Here is a 15,896-nt window from a genome sequence, read left to right as displayed (position 1 = left end):
GCTGCGCGCGAACCGACCTACCGTAGGTCGGATTGAACGAAGTGAAAATCCGACAGCCAGAGCCGATTTCAAGTTTGCAAGATCTGATCAAGGGAAGAACCTTATGGCCATCAAGAAAATGACCGACCTCAACCTCGCCGGCAAGCGAGTGCTGATCCGTGAAGACCTGAACGTGCCGGTCAAGGACGGCAAAGTCTCCAGCGACGCCCGCATCCGCGCCTCCCTGCCGACCATCAAGGCCGCCAAAGACGCCGGCGCCAAAGTGATGCTGATGTCCCACCTGGGCCGCCCGGAAGAAGGTGTGTACGAGGAAGCGTCCTCCATGAAGCCGGTCGCTGAGCATCTGACCAAAGTGCTCGGCCAGGAAGTGCGCCTGATCAAGGATTACCTCGACGGCGTTGACGTTGCCGACGGCGAAGTGGTGCTGTTCGAGAACGTCCGCTTCAATAAGGGCGAGAAGAAAGACGACGAAACCCTGGCGAAGAAATACGCGGCCCTGTGCGACGTCTACGTGATGGACGCCTTCGGCACCGCCCACCGTGCCCAGGCCTCCACCCACGGCGTGGCGAAATACGCCCCCGAAGCCTGCGCCGGCCCGCTGCTGGCGGCGGAACTCGAAGCCCTGGGCAAGGCCCTGGACAACCCGGCCAAGCCGGTTGTGGCCATTGTTGGCGGCTCCAAGGTCTCCACCAAGCTGGACGTACTCAACGCCCTGGAAAAGGTCTGCGACCAGATCATCGTCGGCGGCGGCATTGCCAACACCTTCCTGGCCGCTGCGGGCCATCCGGTGGGCAAATCCCTGTGCGAACACGACCTCGTCGACACCGCCAAAGACATCGCCAGCCGCGTGGAAATCCCGCTGCCGGTGGACGTGGTGGTCGCCAGCGAATTTGCCGAAACCGCCACCGCCACCGTCAAAAACATCTCCGACGTGACCGCCGACGACATGATCCTCGACGTGGGCCCGGAAACCGCCGGCGAATTCGCCCAGTTGCTGAAGAACGCCAAAACCATCCTCTGGAACGGCCCGGTCGGCGTCTTCGAATTCGACCAGTTCGGCAACGGCACCAAAGCCCTGGCGGAAGCCATCGCTGAAAGTGACGCCTTCTCCCTGGCTGGCGGCGGCGACACGGTTGCGGCCGTTGACAAGTACGACGTTGCTGACAAAATCTCCTACATCTCCACCGGCGGCGGCGCCTTCCTGGAATTCGTGGAAGGAAAGACCCTGCCGGCGGTAGCCGTACTGGAAGAACGCGGAGAGTAAACACAAAGGCGATTCTGATCGGGTCCACCCACAAGGCCAGAATCGCAAGGCAGGTGGGGGAACTCTCTCCGGGACTGTCTGCAGCATGGATGCTGCAGTCAAGCGTACAGGGATGTATTCACAGCGTGTCCCGGAGAGAGTTCCCCCACCTGCCGCAGCAGACTCCCAAGCCAGAACAAGGGGAGCCCTGCATAAGAACAGAATTCAACTAAACAAAGCCCAACGAAGGAGACAACCCATGGCCCTGATTTCGATGCGGCAACTTCTGGACCACGCCGCCGAGCATGGTTACGGTGTGCCCGCCTTTAACGTGAACAACCTGGAACAGATGCGCGCCATCATGGAAGCCGCCGACAAAACCGACTCCCCGGTGATTGTCCAGGCCTCCGCCGGTGCCCGCAAATACGCCGGCGCGCCCTTCCTGCGCCACCTGATCCTGGCGGCCATCGAAGAGTTCCCGCACATCCCGGTGGTCATGCACCAGGACCACGGCACCAGCCCCTCCGTGTGCCAGCGCTCCATCCAGCTGGGCTTCAGCTCCGTGATGATGGACGGCTCCCTCGGTGAGGATGGCAAAACCCCCACCGACTACGAATACAACGTCGACGTTACCCGGCGCACCGTGGAAATGGCCCATGCCTGCGGCGTGTCCGTGGAAGGCGAGCTGGGCTGCCTGGGTTCCCTGGAAACCGGCCAGGCTGGCGAAGAAGATGGCATCGGTGCCGAGGGTACCCTCGACCACAGCCAGATGCTGACCGACCCGGAAGAAGCGGCGGACTTCGTCAAGAAAACCCACGTGGACGCCCTGGCCATCGCCATCGGCACCAGCCACGGCGCCTACAAGTTCACCCGTCCGCCCACTGGCGATATCCTGGCCATTGACCAGATCAAGGCCATCCACGCCCGCATCCCGGACACCCACCTGGTCATGCACGGCTCCAGCTCCGTACCCCAGGAGTGGTTGAAGATCATCAACGAATACGGTGGTGAAATCCCGGAAACCTACGGGGTGCCGGTGGAAGAAATCGTGGAAGGCATCAAGCACGGCGTGCGCAAGGTCAACATCGACACCGATCTGCGTCTTGCGAGCACCGGCGCCGTCCGTCGTTTCCTGGCCGAGAACCCGGCCGAGTTCGACCCGCGCAAATTCCTCAAGGAAACCATGAAGGCCATGACCGACGTGTGTGTTGCCCGTTACGAGGCCTTCGGCACTGCCGGCAACGCCAGCAAGATCAAGCCGATCAACCTTGAGCGCATGTTCGAGCGTTACGCGTCCGGCGAACTGGACCCCAAGGTCAAGTAAGCTTAAGAGACCGGAACTGAATCGGCCTCCGCATTGCGGGGGCCTTTTTGTTTGTGACGCCAGGCGACCAGGAAAATGATCAGGCCAAGGGTGGCGGTGGCGGCGCCCACATAGCCGGTGGACGACCAGCCGAAGCCGGCGGTAATGGCCATGCCGGCCAGCCAGGGGCCAAGCGCGTTGGCCACATTGAACGCAGCATGGTGAGAGGCCGCGGCCAGATTCTGCGCACCATGAGCCACGTCCATCAGGTGCGTCTGCAGGGCCGGGCCAAGCGCGCCCATCATGGCCACCAGAAAACAGGCGACCAGCAATACCGGCAGCGTGCCAGTAGTGGACGGAAACGCCAACAGAATGCAGGCGCTGAGCAGCAGGATCACACCAACCGCCCGGAATCCCAACCGGTCAAACAGCCAGCCGCCCATGAGATTGCCGGTAAAACCACCCAGGCCGAACACGGCCAGGGCTATCGGAATCCAGTACTCATCAACCCGGGTTACTTCCAGCAGAGTCGGCGCCAGGTAGCTGAACACCGCAAACATTCCGGAAAAGCCGATGGCACCAATGGCCAAGGCAAACCAGATGCTGCCTCGATTGAAAGCCCGGATCTCACTGAACGAGCCGTGGCGCTTTTCCTGTCGATCCAGGGGTAGCACGAAGATCACCAGGCTCAGGGTGGCCACGGAAATCAGCCCCACGAAGAAATACACGTAGCGCCAGTCCAGCGACTGGCCCATCCACGCAGCCAGCGGATTGCCGAACAGCAGCGCCAGGGTCAGGCCCATCATCACCCGGCTCACAGCCTTGGCACGCTGGTGCACCGGCACAAGTGACGCCGCCACGAGGCAGGCGACGCCGAAATACGCCCCGTGAGGAAGGCCCGCCACAAAGCGGGCAATCATGACACCGGTGTAGTCATCGGCCAGCGCACTGGCCAGGTTGCCCACCGCGTAAAAGGCCATCAGCCAGATCAACAGCTGTTTACGGAAAAAACGGGCGCCAATCACGGCGAGCACCGGTGCGCCCACCACCACTCCAAGCGCGTAGGCACTGATCAGGTGGCCCACCTGGGGTTCGGTGACCCCGAGATCGGCAGACACATTCGGCATCAGCCCCATGATGGCGAATTCGCCGGTGCCGATCGCAAAGCCGCCCAGGGCGAGGGCAAACTCGATCAGAAAAATCCGAAGTCTTGTAACAGGTGCACTGCTCAAACCGGGTACTCCCCGAAAAGATAAAACGAAAAGCCTGACAGTGTGACCGTTACGCGCGCGGGTTGCCATACGGACTACCACGGCTGTCTGGCGTTTGATCTGACGCAACTCTTATGCACTGACCGCTCACCGGTCTCTTGTATTTTTTCGGGGAGCGTCAACTATAGGTATCAGAGGCAAACGGATATCAGAGGCAGAGGGATATCTGAGCAGACTGTTACCAGAGGTTATGACGATCAATAAGGAGCGCCATGGACTTCAAGGACTATTACGCCGTCCTCGGTGTGAGTGAGTCGGCCTCCGCCGAGGAGATCAAAAAGGCCTATCGCAAGCTGGCCCGGAAATACCATCCGGACGTCAGCAAGGAAGAAGACGCCGACACCAAGTTCAAGGACCTGGGCGAAGCCTACGAAGTGCTCAAGGACCCGGAAAAACGGGCCGAGTACGACCAGCTACGCAAATACGGGGCCCGCGCCGATGGTTCCTTCGAACCGCCACCCGGCTGGCAGAGCGCGTCGGGCTTCGGTGGCGGAGGCTACACCGAGGCCGATGCCCGCCAGTTCAGTGACTTCTTTGAGGAAATCTTCGGTGGTGGCCGCCGTAGTGGCTTCTCCGGCGATTTCGGGGGCGGCTTTGGCGGCGGTGGCTTCCGCCAGAACATGCGCATGCGGGGTGAAGACGTGCATGCCCGGCTGGCACTGTTTCTGGAAGAGGCCTTTCACGGCTGTGAGAAGCAGGTGTCGTTCACCGTTCACGAGGCCGACAGCCATGGCCGGGTGATGCCGCGCCAGAAAACCCTCAAGGTGAAGATCCCCGCCGGCATGAGGGAAGGTCAGCACATTCGCCTGAAAGGCCAGGGTTCGCCCGGTATCGGCGGCGGTGAACCCGGTGACCTGTTCATCGAGGTGGAGTTTGCGCCGCATCCCCAGTTCAGTGTCGAAGGCCGTGATGTGGTGGTGACTGTGCCCATCGCACCCTGGGAGGCGGCTCTGGGCGCCACCGTTACTGTGCCTACCGTGGGCTCAAAGGTGAACGTGAAAGTGCCCAAGGGCTCCACAAGCGGCCGCAAGCTGAGGCTCAAGGGTAAAGGTTTCCCCGGCAAGCACCCGGGCGACCAGATTGTGGTTCTGCAGGTAACCATGCCGGAGAAGCACAGCCCTGAGGCCGAGAAGCTATACCAGCAACTGGCCGAGGCGGAGAAGCAATTCAATCCACGCAGCAAGCTTCACGTGTAAGCGGGGGTAACGGATGAGCAAGCAGGATCGAATGGTAACGGTGGAAGTGGTTGACCCGAACGGCACCCGCTTCACCCTGCGTGAAATTTGCGAACGTGGCGAGTGCCACGCCGAGTTTGTCATCAAGCTGGTGGATTACGGCGTCATCTCGCCGATCGAGGATGTTGCCGAGGCGCGGCAATGGCAGTTTGATGTTGCTTCGCTCGCCAGGCTTCGCAAGGCCCAGCGTCTGCAGCGGGATCTGAAAATGAACCTGCCCGGCCTTGCCATGTCGCTGGAGCTGCTGGACGAAGTTGAAGAGATGCGCAGGGAAGTGGCACGCCTCAATCACCGGATCCGTCAATTAATGGGGGAGTAAAAACTCCCCCAACGGCGCGTCAGGACTTCTTCTCGTCCAGCGCCTGAATCTCGGCATAGATCTTCTCTGCCTCCTCCATTAGGGTGCCATGAGTGCGCAGGTCGCCGTTGCGCTGGGCATCCAGGGCCTTTGCGAGTTTGTCCTCGTAAGCTTTCTGCAGTTTTTTCTTCGGGTCACTTTTCAAGAAGCCGAGCATATCCAGTACCTGTTCTGAATGACTGTTCAACGGTTTACGCTGCCTGCGCCAGAAAGTTCATCCATGGAGTGTGGCCGAACCGGGACGACGTGCAAGGATTACGACTGACAACAAAACCCGTACATAAAAGCGCGCTGTTTGGGCCCGGGTTTTGCTATACATAGGCATAACCAACAGGCAAAGGACGCCGCTGACGTTGTGCAGGACGCACAGAGCATGCACGCAAACGGGGTCCGTATGTCCTTTCAGTTCCTTCGGCGGCTGGTTGCAAGCCGCATTCTCCGACCGGTTTTCATTATTCTCTTGGTTGCAGGCCTGGCACAGGTACTGGTCAGCCAGTGGTTGATCTCCAGCCAGGTGGAGCGCCTGGTAACGACTGCCGGTAACGCTCTGCAGGCCAGCAGCGAACAGGTGAGCGCTTCCTTCGGTGACACCCGCGAGGATGTGCGTGCCCGCCTGGAGACCATGCGGCAGAAGACCACCGAGGAATTGGCCGAGGAACTCACCCGTCAGCAGACCGAGCAACAGGAGCGGGTTGCCGGCAATGTGCGGGCAGCTGTCATGGCCGAGGCCCAGGGACTGGCAGACGTTCTCGCTGCCGTTGCGGCGCCCCTGATCTGGGACCGTGATATCCCCCGGCTGACCGATCTTGTGGAACTGGCGGACGCCCGGGAGTCGGTATTGTTCGCCATCTACTACGACCAGTACGGTGAGCGCCTGACCCGCTATGTAGACCGTACCGATGACCGTGTGCGCACTCTTATGGAGCAGGGTGAGGGCCGAGGTGCGGCAAATCGGGTCCTGGATGCGGCAAGCCGTGATCCCAACGTGGTGATTATTTCCGCGGATATTGCGCCCCAGGGCTCGGCCATCGGCGAGTTGAAACTGGGGCTGTCGCTGGAAGGCATCAACCGGGATATGGCGGCCCTGGAAGAAGAATTCAGTGCCACCATTGCCGGTAGCATCAATGCCCTGCGGGATACCCTGGAGGCGGAAACCGAGCAGGTAAACCAGCGGCTCCAGCAGCAACTGGCGGCCATGGATGCCGATACCCGCTCGCGCATGGAAGGTACCGTGGAGGCACTGAATTCGGAGGCCTCGAGTCTCTCGGCCAATCTTTCGCTGTTGGCCATCGGCTCGGCGGTGGCGCTGATCGTCCTGGTGGCCCTGGTGCTGGGCGGCGGCCTGCTGCCCAGGGTATTCCGGCTGAGTTCCGCGATCTGGGGTATCGCCGATGGCGAGGCCGACCTCACCCGTCGTGTCGCAATGAAAGGCCGGGACGAGCTGACCGACATGGCCGAAGGTGTGAATCGATTTATTGCCAGGATCCAGGAGTTGGTGGCCGAAGTGCGCGCCTCCGCCGAGTCGGCAGCTGGCCAGGCCCAGAGCCAGGGCGACATCAGCCGGCAGGCGGTGGCTGCCGTCAATCGTCAGGAGCAGGCCGTGGCCGAGGTGTCGGGCACCATGGACACCATGTCACGGAGCATTGCCGAGGTGGCCGGCAACATTCAGGAAATCGCCGGTTCGGTGAGCAACGTCAGCTCCGAGAGTGAGGCAACCGCCGGTATTTCCCGGGATGTCCGGCACAGGCTGGACCAGGTGGTGCGCAATGTCGAGCAGGCCGTCGAGGCGGTCAACCAGCTGGATGCCCAGAGCAAGGAAATCGGCTCGGTGCTGTCGGTGATTGGCGCCATTGCCGAGCAGACCAATCTGCTGGCGCTGAACGCGGCCATCGAGGCGGCCAGGGCCGGGGAGTCCGGTCGGGGCTTTGCGGTAGTGGCCGATGAAGTACGCACCCTGGCCAGCCGGACCCAGGAATCCACCACGGAGATACAGGCCATTATCGAGCGCCTGCAGAAAGGCAGTCAGCAAGCGGTGACCGCCATAGGCGATGTGTCTGGCCAGGTGGCAGAGTCGTCATCGGAGTTCCGCCGGGCAGACGAGCACTTCGAGCGTATCAATCAGCTGCTTGGCAGTCTTCAGGAGCGTGCCCTGGCCACGGCCTCGGTTGCCGAGGAGGAGGGCCGCCAGGCCAGCGATGTCAGTACCAGCGTTGCCGACATCGCCAGCTCCTCACAGGAGACGGTTCAAGCCATCGAGCGCTCCGACAAAGCCAGTGGCCAGATTGCCCGCACGCTGGCCTCGTTGCAGGAGAAAGCTTCCCAGTTCCGTGTGTAAGGGAAGGCTCAGGGCATCGCTGAGAGCAGCCGGGTGCGGGCCTGCCCGTATTCCTGGCTCAGGCGGCGGACCAGATCCTCGACTGGCAATACGTCGTGGATCTGGCTCACACCCTGGCCTGCCGACCACACGGTTTTCCAGGCTTTAGCCTCGTCGTCCATGGGCTTGAGCTTTTCGCCGTAGTTGACCTCGCCCGCCTGGTTCAGCCGGTCCATGGCGTAGCCGGCGGCTTCCAGACTCTGGCGCATGAAGCTGGCAGGCACGCCAGACACGGCCGGCGTGTGGATGATATCGGCCGATACCGCCTCAATGATCATGTTCCGATAGGCGTCGTCGGCCTGGGATTCGGTGGTGTTGATGAACCGCGTGCCCATGTAACCCAGATCCGCACCCAGGGCCTGGGCGGCCAGCAAATCCTCTCCGTGTGAAAGCCCCCCGGCCAGCAGGATGGTGCCGTCAAACACCTCGCGAATCTCATGTACCAGCACCACCGGGTTGACGGTGCCGGCGTGGCCTCCGGCACCGGCAGCCACTGCAATAATTCCGTCCACCCCGGCTTCGGCCGCCTTGCGCGCGTGTTTCTGGTTGGTCACATCGTGAAACACCACGCCGCCGTAACTGTGCACCGCTTCAACCACCTGGCTGGCCGCGCCAAGCGAGGTGATCACAATGGGCACCTGGTGCTTCACACACAGCGCCAGATCTGCCTGCCAGCGGGGATTGGTTCGGTGCACGATCAGGTTCACGGCATAAGGTGCCGTTTTTACATCCGGGTGCGCGCTCCGGAACGCTGCCAGTTCCTCGTTCATCTGGACCAGCCAGTCCTCAAAACCCTCGCTGGTGCGCTGGTTCAGGGCCGGAAAACTGCCCACAATTCCCTGTTTGCAGCAGGCCAGGGCAAGCGCGGGGCCGGAGATCAGGAACATGGGGGCGGCGACCAGAGGAAGAGAGAGGGTGTCTTTCAGCAGTGCAGGCAATGGCATGAGGTTTCCTTAATTTTTCTTGGAACTTTTGTAGGATATAAAGGATCTTAGCGTGCCCCGCCGGCGCTGAAAACGGTCGCGTGCTAATTATTCCGTCACGCCGGAATAACAAACAGAGAAAAAAGGAGCCCTTCATGGGTGAAGCAAAACGACGCAAGGAAACCGGAGCCCCGGCTCCCCGCAAGGGTAAATCCAACAAGCCCCTGATGATTGGTGTAGCCGTCCTGATACTGGCCGCCGTGGTGTTCGGATTATCCTTCATGACTTCCTCTCCGGAGCCCACCTCCGATGAGCTGCCGGTGGCCGCTCCCAACGCCGAACCCTTCCCGTCGGAGCTGGACCAGTTTGGTATTTCCGTGGGTCCTGGGGACGCCCCCGTGGTGGTCCGGGAGTTTGCCGATTACCAGTGCCCGGCCTGCGGCCGTTTCTCCTCGGCCAGCAAACAGCTGAAGCAGGAATACGTGGACACCGGCAAGGTACGTTTTGTCTACTTTGATCTGCCCCTGCAGCAGCATGAGAATGCCATGCCCGCGGCCCAGGCCGCCCGCTGTGCCGGTGATCAGGACGCCTATTGGGCCATGCACGATCGCCTCTACGATTCCCAGACAGAATGGAGCGGCTCGAACGATCCGGTGGCCACATTCACCCGCTACGCCACGGACCTTGGTCTGGAGGAGCGCCGCTTCCGCCGCTGCATGACCACCGAGCTGCATCGCGAGGCCGTGGAGCAGAGTCGCCAGGTGGCCATGCAGCTTCGGGTGACGAGCACCCCGACGGTCCTGGTGGACAACATCCGTCTGACACGGCCCGGCTGGGGCCAGCTCTCCGCCGTGGTTGAGCGTGAGCTGGCAGACCATCAACAACAGTGACACTTGATCGTGAGCCTGAGTTGGTTAAAATTTGCGCCCTCTCAGGCTCCGGCCTCTGAACCAACCCAGAACCCATGCTCCGGATTTACGGTCCGGCCCGCAGGAGACAAACATGAGCAACAACGTCGTTGTCTGCGCCTTATACAAGTTCGCAGTCCTGAATGATTACAAATCCCTCCGCCAGTCCCTGCTGAACCTGATGCTGGAAAAAGACGTGCACGGCACCCTGCTGCTGGCGCGTGAAGGCATTAACGGCACCATTGCCGGCAGCCGCGAGGGCATCGACGCCGTGAAGGCGTGGATCGCCAGCGACGAGCGGTTCGATGGCATCGACTACAAAGAGTCGTTTGTAGACATCCAGCCGTTCAAACGCACCAAAGTGAAGCTCAAGAAAGAGATTGTCACCATGGGTGTAGAGGGCATTGATCCGAAGCGTATCGTCGGCACGTATGTGGAACCAAAGGCGTGGAACGACCTGATCTCCGATCCGGACGTGGTGCTGGTGGATACCCGCAACCAGTACGAAGTGGAAATCGGCACCTTCAGGAAAGCCATGAATCCGGCCACCGATACCTTCCGGGAGTTCCCGGAGTACGTGAAGCAGAACCTGGATCCTGCCAAACACAAGAAGGTGGCCATGTTCTGTACCGGCGGCATCCGCTGCGAGAAATCCACGGCCTATCTGAAAGAGCAGGGCTTCGAAGAGGTGTATCACCTGAAAGGCGGCATTCTGAAGTACCTGGAAGAGGTGCCGGAGGAAGAGAGCCTGTGGCACGGAGAGTGCTTTGTATTCGATGACCGGGTAACGGTGAACCACAGGCTTGAGCGTGGCGAGTACGATCAGTGTCACGCGTGCCGGCGGCCGATCACCGAGCAGGACAAGCAACGCCCGGAATACGAGCAGGGAGTGAGTTGCCACCAGTGCATTGACTCACTGACCGAGGAGCAGAAAGCCCGCTTTGCCGAGCGTGAGCGCCAGATGCGTCTGGCGGAGCAGCGAGGCGAAGCCCATGTGGGTGGCGAAGCGGCCCGCATTATTGCCGAGCGAAAGGCCCGTAAAAAGGCCGAAAGAGAACGTCAGGCCCGCCAGAGCATGGCCGGAGAGCAGGCCAGGAACACAGAGGGCGCCTGACCAGACAACCAACAGGGAGACTTCATGGATTTACGAAAGGCCGTAGCCGTCACCGCCGTTATGTTCACGCCCCTCGCCTTCGGGCAGGACTCCGATAACTGGGCTGATGACTGGAAGGGAGAGACCGAGCTGGGCGTGCTGATCACCTCCGGCAATACCGAAGAGACCAATATCAAGGGTCGATTGGGTCTGATCCAAGAGGTCGAAACCTGGCGCAATACCGGCGAGTTCCGCACCAACTACTCGGAAACCGAAGACGAAACCACCGCCGAGAAGTACCAGGCGTCGCTGGAAACCAACTACAAGTTCTCGGCAAACCAGTACTGGTTTCTCCGGGGCGCCTACGAGGACGACCGCTTTTCCGGCTACGACTTCGAGTCTTCACTGACAACCGGTTACGGTCAGCGTGTCTGGCGATCCGGAGAGCGTTCATTCCTCGATCTCTCGGCCGGTGCCGGTTACCGCTACAACAAGCTGGAAATGGTCAACGCCCGGGGCGAGGACGCCGAAAAAGAAGCCATCGCCCGACTGGCCGGACAGTTCGACTATGCCGTGTCGGAGAACGCCCTGTTCCGTCAGGAGCTGAGCACGGAAATCGGTCTGGATGAAAACAACACCATCACCGAATCCGAGACTTCGTTGCAGGCCAACGTGGTGGGCAACCTCTCAATGAAGGCCGCGTTCCGGGTGAAGCACCTGTCCGATCCGCCCGCGGGCTCCGAGAACACCGATACCGAGACGTCACTCTCGCTGCTTTACGGTTTCTGACCTACACATTGTTCCGCAGCCCAAGGTCGTCGGGGTAGGGCGTCAGGTACTGCTGGCTGTGCAGGTAGTCCACCGGCTCCCGGCGCTGGGCCATCCGTAGCAGGGTCATGGGTACGACTAACGGCACCTCGCCCCGACGGTAGGCTTCCATGTGCTCCATCAGTACCTTGCGGTCCTCATCGCCCATGGAATCGCGCAGGTAGCCCATCAGGTGCTGCATGGCGTTCATGTGCGAGCCGCGGCTCACCTTCTGGCTCATGGCTTCCATGAACCGGTGGATGTAGCGCTCGGCAATGGCTTCCAACGGCTCGGACTTCAGATCGCCCAGCATGGGGCCAAGCTGTCGGTAAATCCGCTCGGAATGGGCCAGCAACTGGAACTTGTGGCGGGTGTGGAATTCGATCAGCGCTTTGGCAGAGAGATTGGTCCCGGCCACGTTCTGCATCCAGTCGTCGTAGGCGAACACGCGCTCGATGAAGTTTTCACGGAGCATGTCATCGTTCAGGCGGCCTTCTTCTTCCACCGGCATCAGCGGGTAGGCCTTCAGCAGGGCATCGGCGAACATGCCCCGGCCGTCTCGCCGGGTTACCTGGCCGTCCTCGTTGTGCACCTTGATGCGCTCCATGCCGCAGCTGGGGGATTTGGCCATCAGGATGTAACCCCGCAGATCCGCCAGGGTGGGCATGACCCGGTCGATAAAGCCCTGCATGGCGTCGGTATGATCGGCGGTGCCTTTGGTTTCGATCAGGCGAAGGCCGTCGCTGTATTCGCGCAGGTGAATGGCCGGGCGAGGCACGCCCAGGCCCGCTTCCAGCTCGGGGCAGATGGAACGGAAGTCGAAATGTTTCGACAGCACCTGGGTGCAGTAGCGGGAATGCTTATGGCCGCCATCATGGCGGACTTCCTTGCCCAGCAGGCAGGTGCTGATTCCGACGGGAATGCCGCTCACGGTACGTCTCCAATGGTTAAAACGGTTTCTGTAATACGTGTATTGAGTCTAGCCCGATCAGACTGACCCCGAAAACCGTCACTTTTCCTGCTTGCCCAGATAACCGGCGCCTTTACGCTTCTTGGCAAACATCGCCAGGGTGGTGGCGTAGATGGTGCGCACGTCCCGGGCAAACTGTTCCACGGAGTAATCCCGCGCAAACTCCAGGGCCTGGCCGGAGAGCTTGCCACGCAGGGCTTCGTCTTCCAGCAGTTTTTTCACTTCGGCCCGCCACTGGTCCTGCTTTTCCGGCGTCTTGAAACCGTTGTAGCCGTGGCGGACTACATCCTCGATTCCGCTGGAACGCACGGCTACCACTGGCAAGCCGGCTGCCATGGCTTCCAGTATCACCATGCCCTGGGTTTCCGATTTGGAGGCAAACAGGAAGGCGTCGCCCAACCGGTACCAGGTGGCCATCTCATCCGGCGGCACGGCGCCGACGAGGGTGAAATGGTCCCGCAGCCCGAGCTCCCCGATTTTCTGTTGCAGGCGGTCCCGCTGGTGGCCATCGCCGATCATCAGGAACCGGAAAGGCACGCTGGTTTCCCGCCGGAGGGCATCAATGGCCTCGATCATGAAGTCGATGTTCTTCTCGTTGGACAGGCGGGAGACACTGACAAATACCTTTTCATCATGGAGTTCCAACCGCTTGCGGAGCGCCTCAATGTCCTCGTGCCGAACATCCTGGAACTTCTGGTATTCAATGCCGGTGGGTTGCACAAACGTGGGCGCTTTCACCCCGATCATGCGCAGGTACTCTTCGGTGGAGTAGGTGGGCACGATGACGCCGTCGCATTTGTTGGCAAAGCGCTTGATCAGGGCGTGGGAGATCAGGTTGCGGAACAGCATGCCCGGCAGGGGCACGAAATGGGCGTAGTGCTCCAGCCGGGTGTGGTAGGTGTAAATCGCCGGAACCCGGAGGGTGCGGGCCACGAACAGCCCGAGGGAACCCAGCCAGAACGGATGGTGCAGGTGGATGATATCGGGCTTGAAGGACTTCACCCGCTTGCGAATGCGAGCCAGGAAAATATTGGCAAGGCGGAACTCCCGCTTCTCGCCCATGGCCAGCAGCGACGGCACTCGCAGCACGTGGGGCTCGTTTTCGGGCTGGCCCTTGTACCGTGGGGCCACCACCAGCAGCTTGTCGCCGAGCGCCTCCAGGCCCCGGCGCAACCGCTCGATGGAAATGGGCACGCCACCAATGAACGGCAGATAGTTGTTGGTGAACATGGCAATGCGTAGCGGTTTCTCCAGCCAGGGTGCGGGATCCAGGTCGTAGTCCGGGTAATAATCCTTGCCGATGAAAATGGCGCCGTAGAGTTTGATGGCCAGGGCGGCGAACAGCGCGACAATCAGCAGGAAATTGAGGTAGCCGGTGTAGAACAACGAGTAGATAAAGAACCAGAGGCTCTCCAGGCGCTTGAGTATCGGGTGCTGGCCAATCTCCAGACGCTGCAGGCTGTGGCTGACCTCGCCTTCGGCGCTCACACTTACCCGCACGTAGTGGTAAAAGCTGGTGTCGTTGTTCATCACCAGGCCGCCGGCGCCGCCGGTGGTGATGAAGGTTGTGCCGGCCACGGTTTTCTCGGAGAACAAAGACAGGTTGGAGGAAAACACACGGTCCACATCGTGGTCACGGATCGCTTTCAAAAGCGCATCCCGGAATTCGGGCGGCGCCAGGTAGTCGGCCTGGCGATCAAACGGCGCGTTCTCATCCGGCTGCAGTGGCGGGTGGCCAATGAAAAGAATCCGGGCATTGGACGTATCCTGGGCCAGCAGGTCGTTGAGCCAGCGGATCTGCCAGCGCCACGGCGTCTTGCCGGTGCTGTCCAGGAAAATCAGCCGGCTGCTGCCTGCCTCAATACTGAAAAAGTGCGGGCCGAAGTGGTCATAGAACCGGAAGCTTCCGAAGTCCTCGTACTCGTGGGCGCCGAAGGTCAGCAAGTAGGGAATGTCCAGGTGGCTCAGGGTGCCGTACAGGGCCCGGTACTTGTCCTCGCCGCCGCCGCTGACGGCGTTGCCGGCGGAGACCATGAAATCGATGCCGGACTGATTGAGCTGCGGAATAATCCGGTCCTCGAATACCCCCACCGAGTTGTTGATGTTGCCCACCACCGCAAAGCTGAACGGTTCGCCCGCCTGCACCTGCTGGTGAATCCGCTCCACCTGTTCGGTGTGGACCCCTTCGAAGTCCTCTGTGAACAGGTTCAGGTAAACCTTGTAGCCCACCAGTGAGACCACCGCCAGGACACACAGGTAGAACAGCAGCTTGAGTGGGTTACGGAACATCATCCGGCTTTCCTCCGGTTGGCAACAAGCTCCCTTTGCAGCACCACCAGCCCGATGATCATGCCCAGATAGATGGTGAGCAAGCGCCAGCAGACAATCACCAGGATCAGATGGTTGGCAGACAGGATATCCCGGAAGAAGCTGCCGAAGACACCCTCGGAAATGCCCGAGGCGCCGGGTGTGGGTGAGAAATACATGACAAACGTGGTGACCACCAGCAGCCCCACCGACATCACGTAGTCCACGCTGTAGTCCAGGCTGTGCATCAGCAACGCGGGAAAGCTGAACAGACTGAGCAGGAACACCGCCGTGAACAGCACCGACAGCCAGACATACCGTGGGGCACCGCGCAGGTAATCACCAAAACTCCGGGACAGCCGGAGCATCTCCCGGCGCGCCTTGAACTGCCAGCGACGGTGCCGTCGCTCGCTGATCAGATGCAGCCGACAGGCCGTTTCCAGCAAACGGGTGAGCGGTCCTATCAGCCAATGGGTGCGGAACAGCAGCACCAGGAAAAAGCCCAGATACAGCACAATCAACACCGCCAGCGCCGTGCCAATGTCACCGGCAATGGAATTGCCATCCAGCGGCTTGAGCGTCAGCAGGAATACCGGCGTGAGCGAGAAAATGAACAGCACCGCCAGAATGGTACGGATGGTGGTAGCCGCCGTGGCCCGGCCCACCGGCACGCCATGATGGTGCAGGTACCAGATCTGGGCAAACCCGCCACCGGTGGCCATGGGCGTGATGTTGGAGAAAAACAGATTGATGAACACCAGCCGGCACATGGCCGGAAACGGCACCCGGTGCCCCAGGGCCCGCAGCGTGAAGTACAGGCGCAAACCGTCGGAGACAAAGTACACCAGCAGCAGGGCGGCCACAGACAACAGCGTGCCGGGGGCGATTAGCCGGTCATCAAAGGTGATGCTGCGACCCGCGAACTGACCGTATACGGTGTACAGCCCGGCAAAGGTCAGGGCAAGAAACAGCAGACTGAACACCACGAGCCGTCGACTCGAAGCGCGTCTGGAATACTGAATGTCCGTTGAGTCCGTCATGGGCTGCCCGTCAGAGTGAGACGGGCAGTTTACAGGGTAGGGTGTGGTGGGTGTCCAGTGTCGG

At 60.9% G+C, this 15,896-nt stretch carries 14 protein-coding genes; 8 read left to right on the top strand and 6 right to left on the bottom strand.

Annotation, left to right across the window (positions count from 1 at the left end; genetic code table 11):
- Positions 1-103 precede the first annotated feature (103 nt).
- Both ACFC20_RS06900 and fba read left to right on the top strand, forming a co-directional pair.
- Entirely contained in the window at positions 104-1,264 is a 1,161-nt protein-coding gene (locus ACFC20_RS06900; protein ID WP_375192351.1) for a phosphoglycerate kinase, read from the top strand.
- Between the two features lie 238 nt (positions 1,265-1,502).
- Complete coding sequence (fba, locus tag ACFC20_RS06895; RefSeq protein WP_091987489.1) at positions 1,503-2,567, top strand: class II fructose-bisphosphate aldolase; 1,065 nt, start codon at positions 1,503-1,505, stop codon at positions 2,565-2,567.
- A 2-nt stretch (positions 2,568-2,569) separates the two neighbouring features.
- Here the strand turns inward: fba and ACFC20_RS06890 are convergent, their stop codons facing one another.
- Positions 2,570-3,778, bottom strand: coding sequence for an MFS transporter (locus tag ACFC20_RS06890; RefSeq protein ID WP_375192350.1), 1,209 nt, complete (start codon positions 3,776-3,778; stop codon positions 2,570-2,572).
- 251 nt (positions 3,779-4,029) lie between these two features.
- On the opposite strand from ACFC20_RS06890, the gene ACFC20_RS06885 reads away from it, so the two are divergent.
- On the top strand, positions 4,030-5,013 hold the full coding sequence (locus ACFC20_RS06885; protein WP_375192349.1) for a DnaJ C-terminal domain-containing protein: 984 nt from the start codon (positions 4,030-4,032) through the stop codon (positions 5,011-5,013).
- 13 nt (positions 5,014-5,026) lie between these two features.
- Positions 5,027-5,371 carry a chaperone modulator CbpM gene (locus ACFC20_RS06880; protein WP_375192348.1) on the top strand — a complete coding sequence of 115 codons (345 nt, stop codon included), beginning with the start codon at positions 5,027-5,029 and terminating at the stop codon, positions 5,369-5,371.
- 19 nt (positions 5,372-5,390) lie between these two features.
- On the opposite strand, the gene ACFC20_RS06875 is transcribed toward ACFC20_RS06880, so the two are convergent.
- Positions 5,391-5,567 (bottom strand): DUF6435 family protein, encoded by a 177-nt coding sequence (locus tag ACFC20_RS06875; RefSeq protein ID WP_375192347.1) that lies wholly within the window; start codon positions 5,565-5,567, stop codon positions 5,391-5,393.
- Between the two features lie 237 nt (positions 5,568-5,804).
- On the opposite strand from ACFC20_RS06875, the gene ACFC20_RS06870 reads away from it, so the two are divergent.
- The gene (locus tag ACFC20_RS06870) at positions 5,805-7,745 is read left to right on the top strand and encodes a methyl-accepting chemotaxis protein (RefSeq protein ID WP_375192346.1); all 1,941 of its coding nucleotides are present in this window, start codon (positions 5,805-5,807) and stop codon (positions 7,743-7,745) included.
- Between the two features lie 8 nt (positions 7,746-7,753).
- Here ACFC20_RS06870 and ACFC20_RS06865 read toward each other — a convergent pair whose 3' ends face one another.
- A complete protein-coding gene (locus tag ACFC20_RS06865; RefSeq protein WP_375192345.1) occupies positions 7,754-8,728 on the bottom strand; it encodes an NAD(P)H-dependent flavin oxidoreductase in 975 nt (324 codons plus the stop codon).
- Between the two features lie 134 nt (positions 8,729-8,862).
- Between ACFC20_RS06865 and ACFC20_RS06860 the strand changes: the two genes are divergently transcribed.
- The 3 genes from ACFC20_RS06860 (at position 8,863) to ACFC20_RS06850 (ending at position 11,497) form a co-directional block, all read left to right on the top strand.
- Positions 8,863-9,597 carry a DsbA family protein gene (locus ACFC20_RS06860; RefSeq protein ID WP_375192344.1) on the top strand — a complete coding sequence of 245 codons (735 nt, stop codon included), beginning with the start codon at positions 8,863-8,865 and terminating at the stop codon, positions 9,595-9,597.
- Positions 9,598-9,709: 112 nt separating this feature from the next.
- Positions 9,710-10,729 carry a rhodanese-related sulfurtransferase gene (locus tag ACFC20_RS06855; RefSeq protein WP_375192343.1) on the top strand — a complete coding sequence of 340 codons (1,020 nt, stop codon included), beginning with the start codon at positions 9,710-9,712 and terminating at the stop codon, positions 10,727-10,729.
- Between the two features lie 24 nt (positions 10,730-10,753).
- Positions 10,754-11,497: a YdiY family protein gene (locus ACFC20_RS06850; RefSeq protein ID WP_375192342.1), complete on the top strand. Its 744-nt coding sequence runs from the start codon at positions 10,754-10,756 to the stop codon at positions 11,495-11,497.
- A 1-nt stretch (position 11,498) separates the two neighbouring features.
- Here ACFC20_RS06850 and ACFC20_RS06845 read toward each other — a convergent pair whose 3' ends face one another.
- From ACFC20_RS06845 to ACFC20_RS06835, 3 genes are all read right to left on the bottom strand, one after another.
- Positions 11,499-12,446, bottom strand: coding sequence for a YbgA family protein (locus ACFC20_RS06845; protein WP_375192341.1), 948 nt, complete (start codon positions 12,444-12,446; stop codon positions 11,499-11,501).
- Positions 12,447-12,524: 78 nt separating this feature from the next.
- Positions 12,525-14,777, bottom strand: a complete 2,253-nt coding sequence (locus tag ACFC20_RS06840) for a glycosyltransferase (RefSeq protein ID WP_375192340.1) — start codon at positions 14,775-14,777, stop codon at positions 12,525-12,527.
- On the bottom strand, positions 14,774-15,832 hold the full coding sequence (locus ACFC20_RS06835; protein WP_375192339.1) for a YbhN family protein: 1,059 nt from the start codon (positions 15,830-15,832) through the stop codon (positions 14,774-14,776). The genes ACFC20_RS06840 and ACFC20_RS06835 overlap by 4 nt, the downstream gene beginning before the upstream one ends.
- Positions 15,833-15,896: the final 64 nt, after the last annotated feature.

The organism is Marinobacter sp., from assembly GCF_041984545.1.
Taxonomy (GTDB): domain Bacteria; phylum Pseudomonadota; class Gammaproteobacteria; order Pseudomonadales; family Oleiphilaceae; genus Marinobacter.
The sequence above is the reverse complement of the archived record's forward strand: the minus strand, read 5'-3'. Positions and strand labels throughout refer to the sequence as shown.

What these genes read in the sequence shown, in the direction of transcription:
- ACFC20_RS06900 (WP_375192351.1), top strand. Translation starts at nt 104, where the DNA reads ATGGCCATCAAGAAAATGACCGACCTCAACCTCGCCGGCAAGCGAGTG.
- fba (WP_091987489.1), top strand. Translation starts at nt 1,503, where the DNA reads ATGGCCCTGATTTCGATGCGGCAACTTCTGGACCACGCCGCCGAGCAT.
- ACFC20_RS06885 (WP_375192349.1), top strand. Translation starts at nt 4,030, where the DNA reads ATGGACTTCAAGGACTATTACGCCGTCCTCGGTGTGAGTGAGTCGGCC.
- ACFC20_RS06880 (WP_375192348.1), top strand. Translation starts at nt 5,027, where the DNA reads ATGAGCAAGCAGGATCGAATGGTAACGGTGGAAGTGGTTGACCCGAAC.
- ACFC20_RS06875 (WP_375192347.1), bottom strand. Translation starts at nt 5,567, where the DNA reads ATGCTCGGCTTCTTGAAAAGTGACCCGAAGAAAAAACTGCAGAAAGCT.
- ACFC20_RS06870 (WP_375192346.1), top strand. Translation starts at nt 5,805, where the DNA reads ATGTCCTTTCAGTTCCTTCGGCGGCTGGTTGCAAGCCGCATTCTCCGA.
- ACFC20_RS06865 (WP_375192345.1), bottom strand. Translation starts at nt 8,728, where the DNA reads ATGCCATTGCCTGCACTGCTGAAAGACACCCTCTCTCTTCCTCTGGTC.
- ACFC20_RS06860 (WP_375192344.1), top strand. Translation starts at nt 8,863, where the DNA reads ATGGGTGAAGCAAAACGACGCAAGGAAACCGGAGCCCCGGCTCCCCGC.
- ACFC20_RS06855 (WP_375192343.1), top strand. Translation starts at nt 9,710, where the DNA reads ATGAGCAACAACGTCGTTGTCTGCGCCTTATACAAGTTCGCAGTCCTG.
- ACFC20_RS06850 (WP_375192342.1), top strand. Translation starts at nt 10,754, where the DNA reads ATGGATTTACGAAAGGCCGTAGCCGTCACCGCCGTTATGTTCACGCCC.
- ACFC20_RS06840 (WP_375192340.1), bottom strand. Translation starts at nt 14,777, where the DNA reads ATGATGTTCCGTAACCCACTCAAGCTGCTGTTCTACCTGTGTGTCCTG.
- ACFC20_RS06835 (WP_375192339.1), bottom strand. Translation starts at nt 15,832, where the DNA reads ATGACGGACTCAACGGACATTCAGTATTCCAGACGCGCTTCGAGTCGA.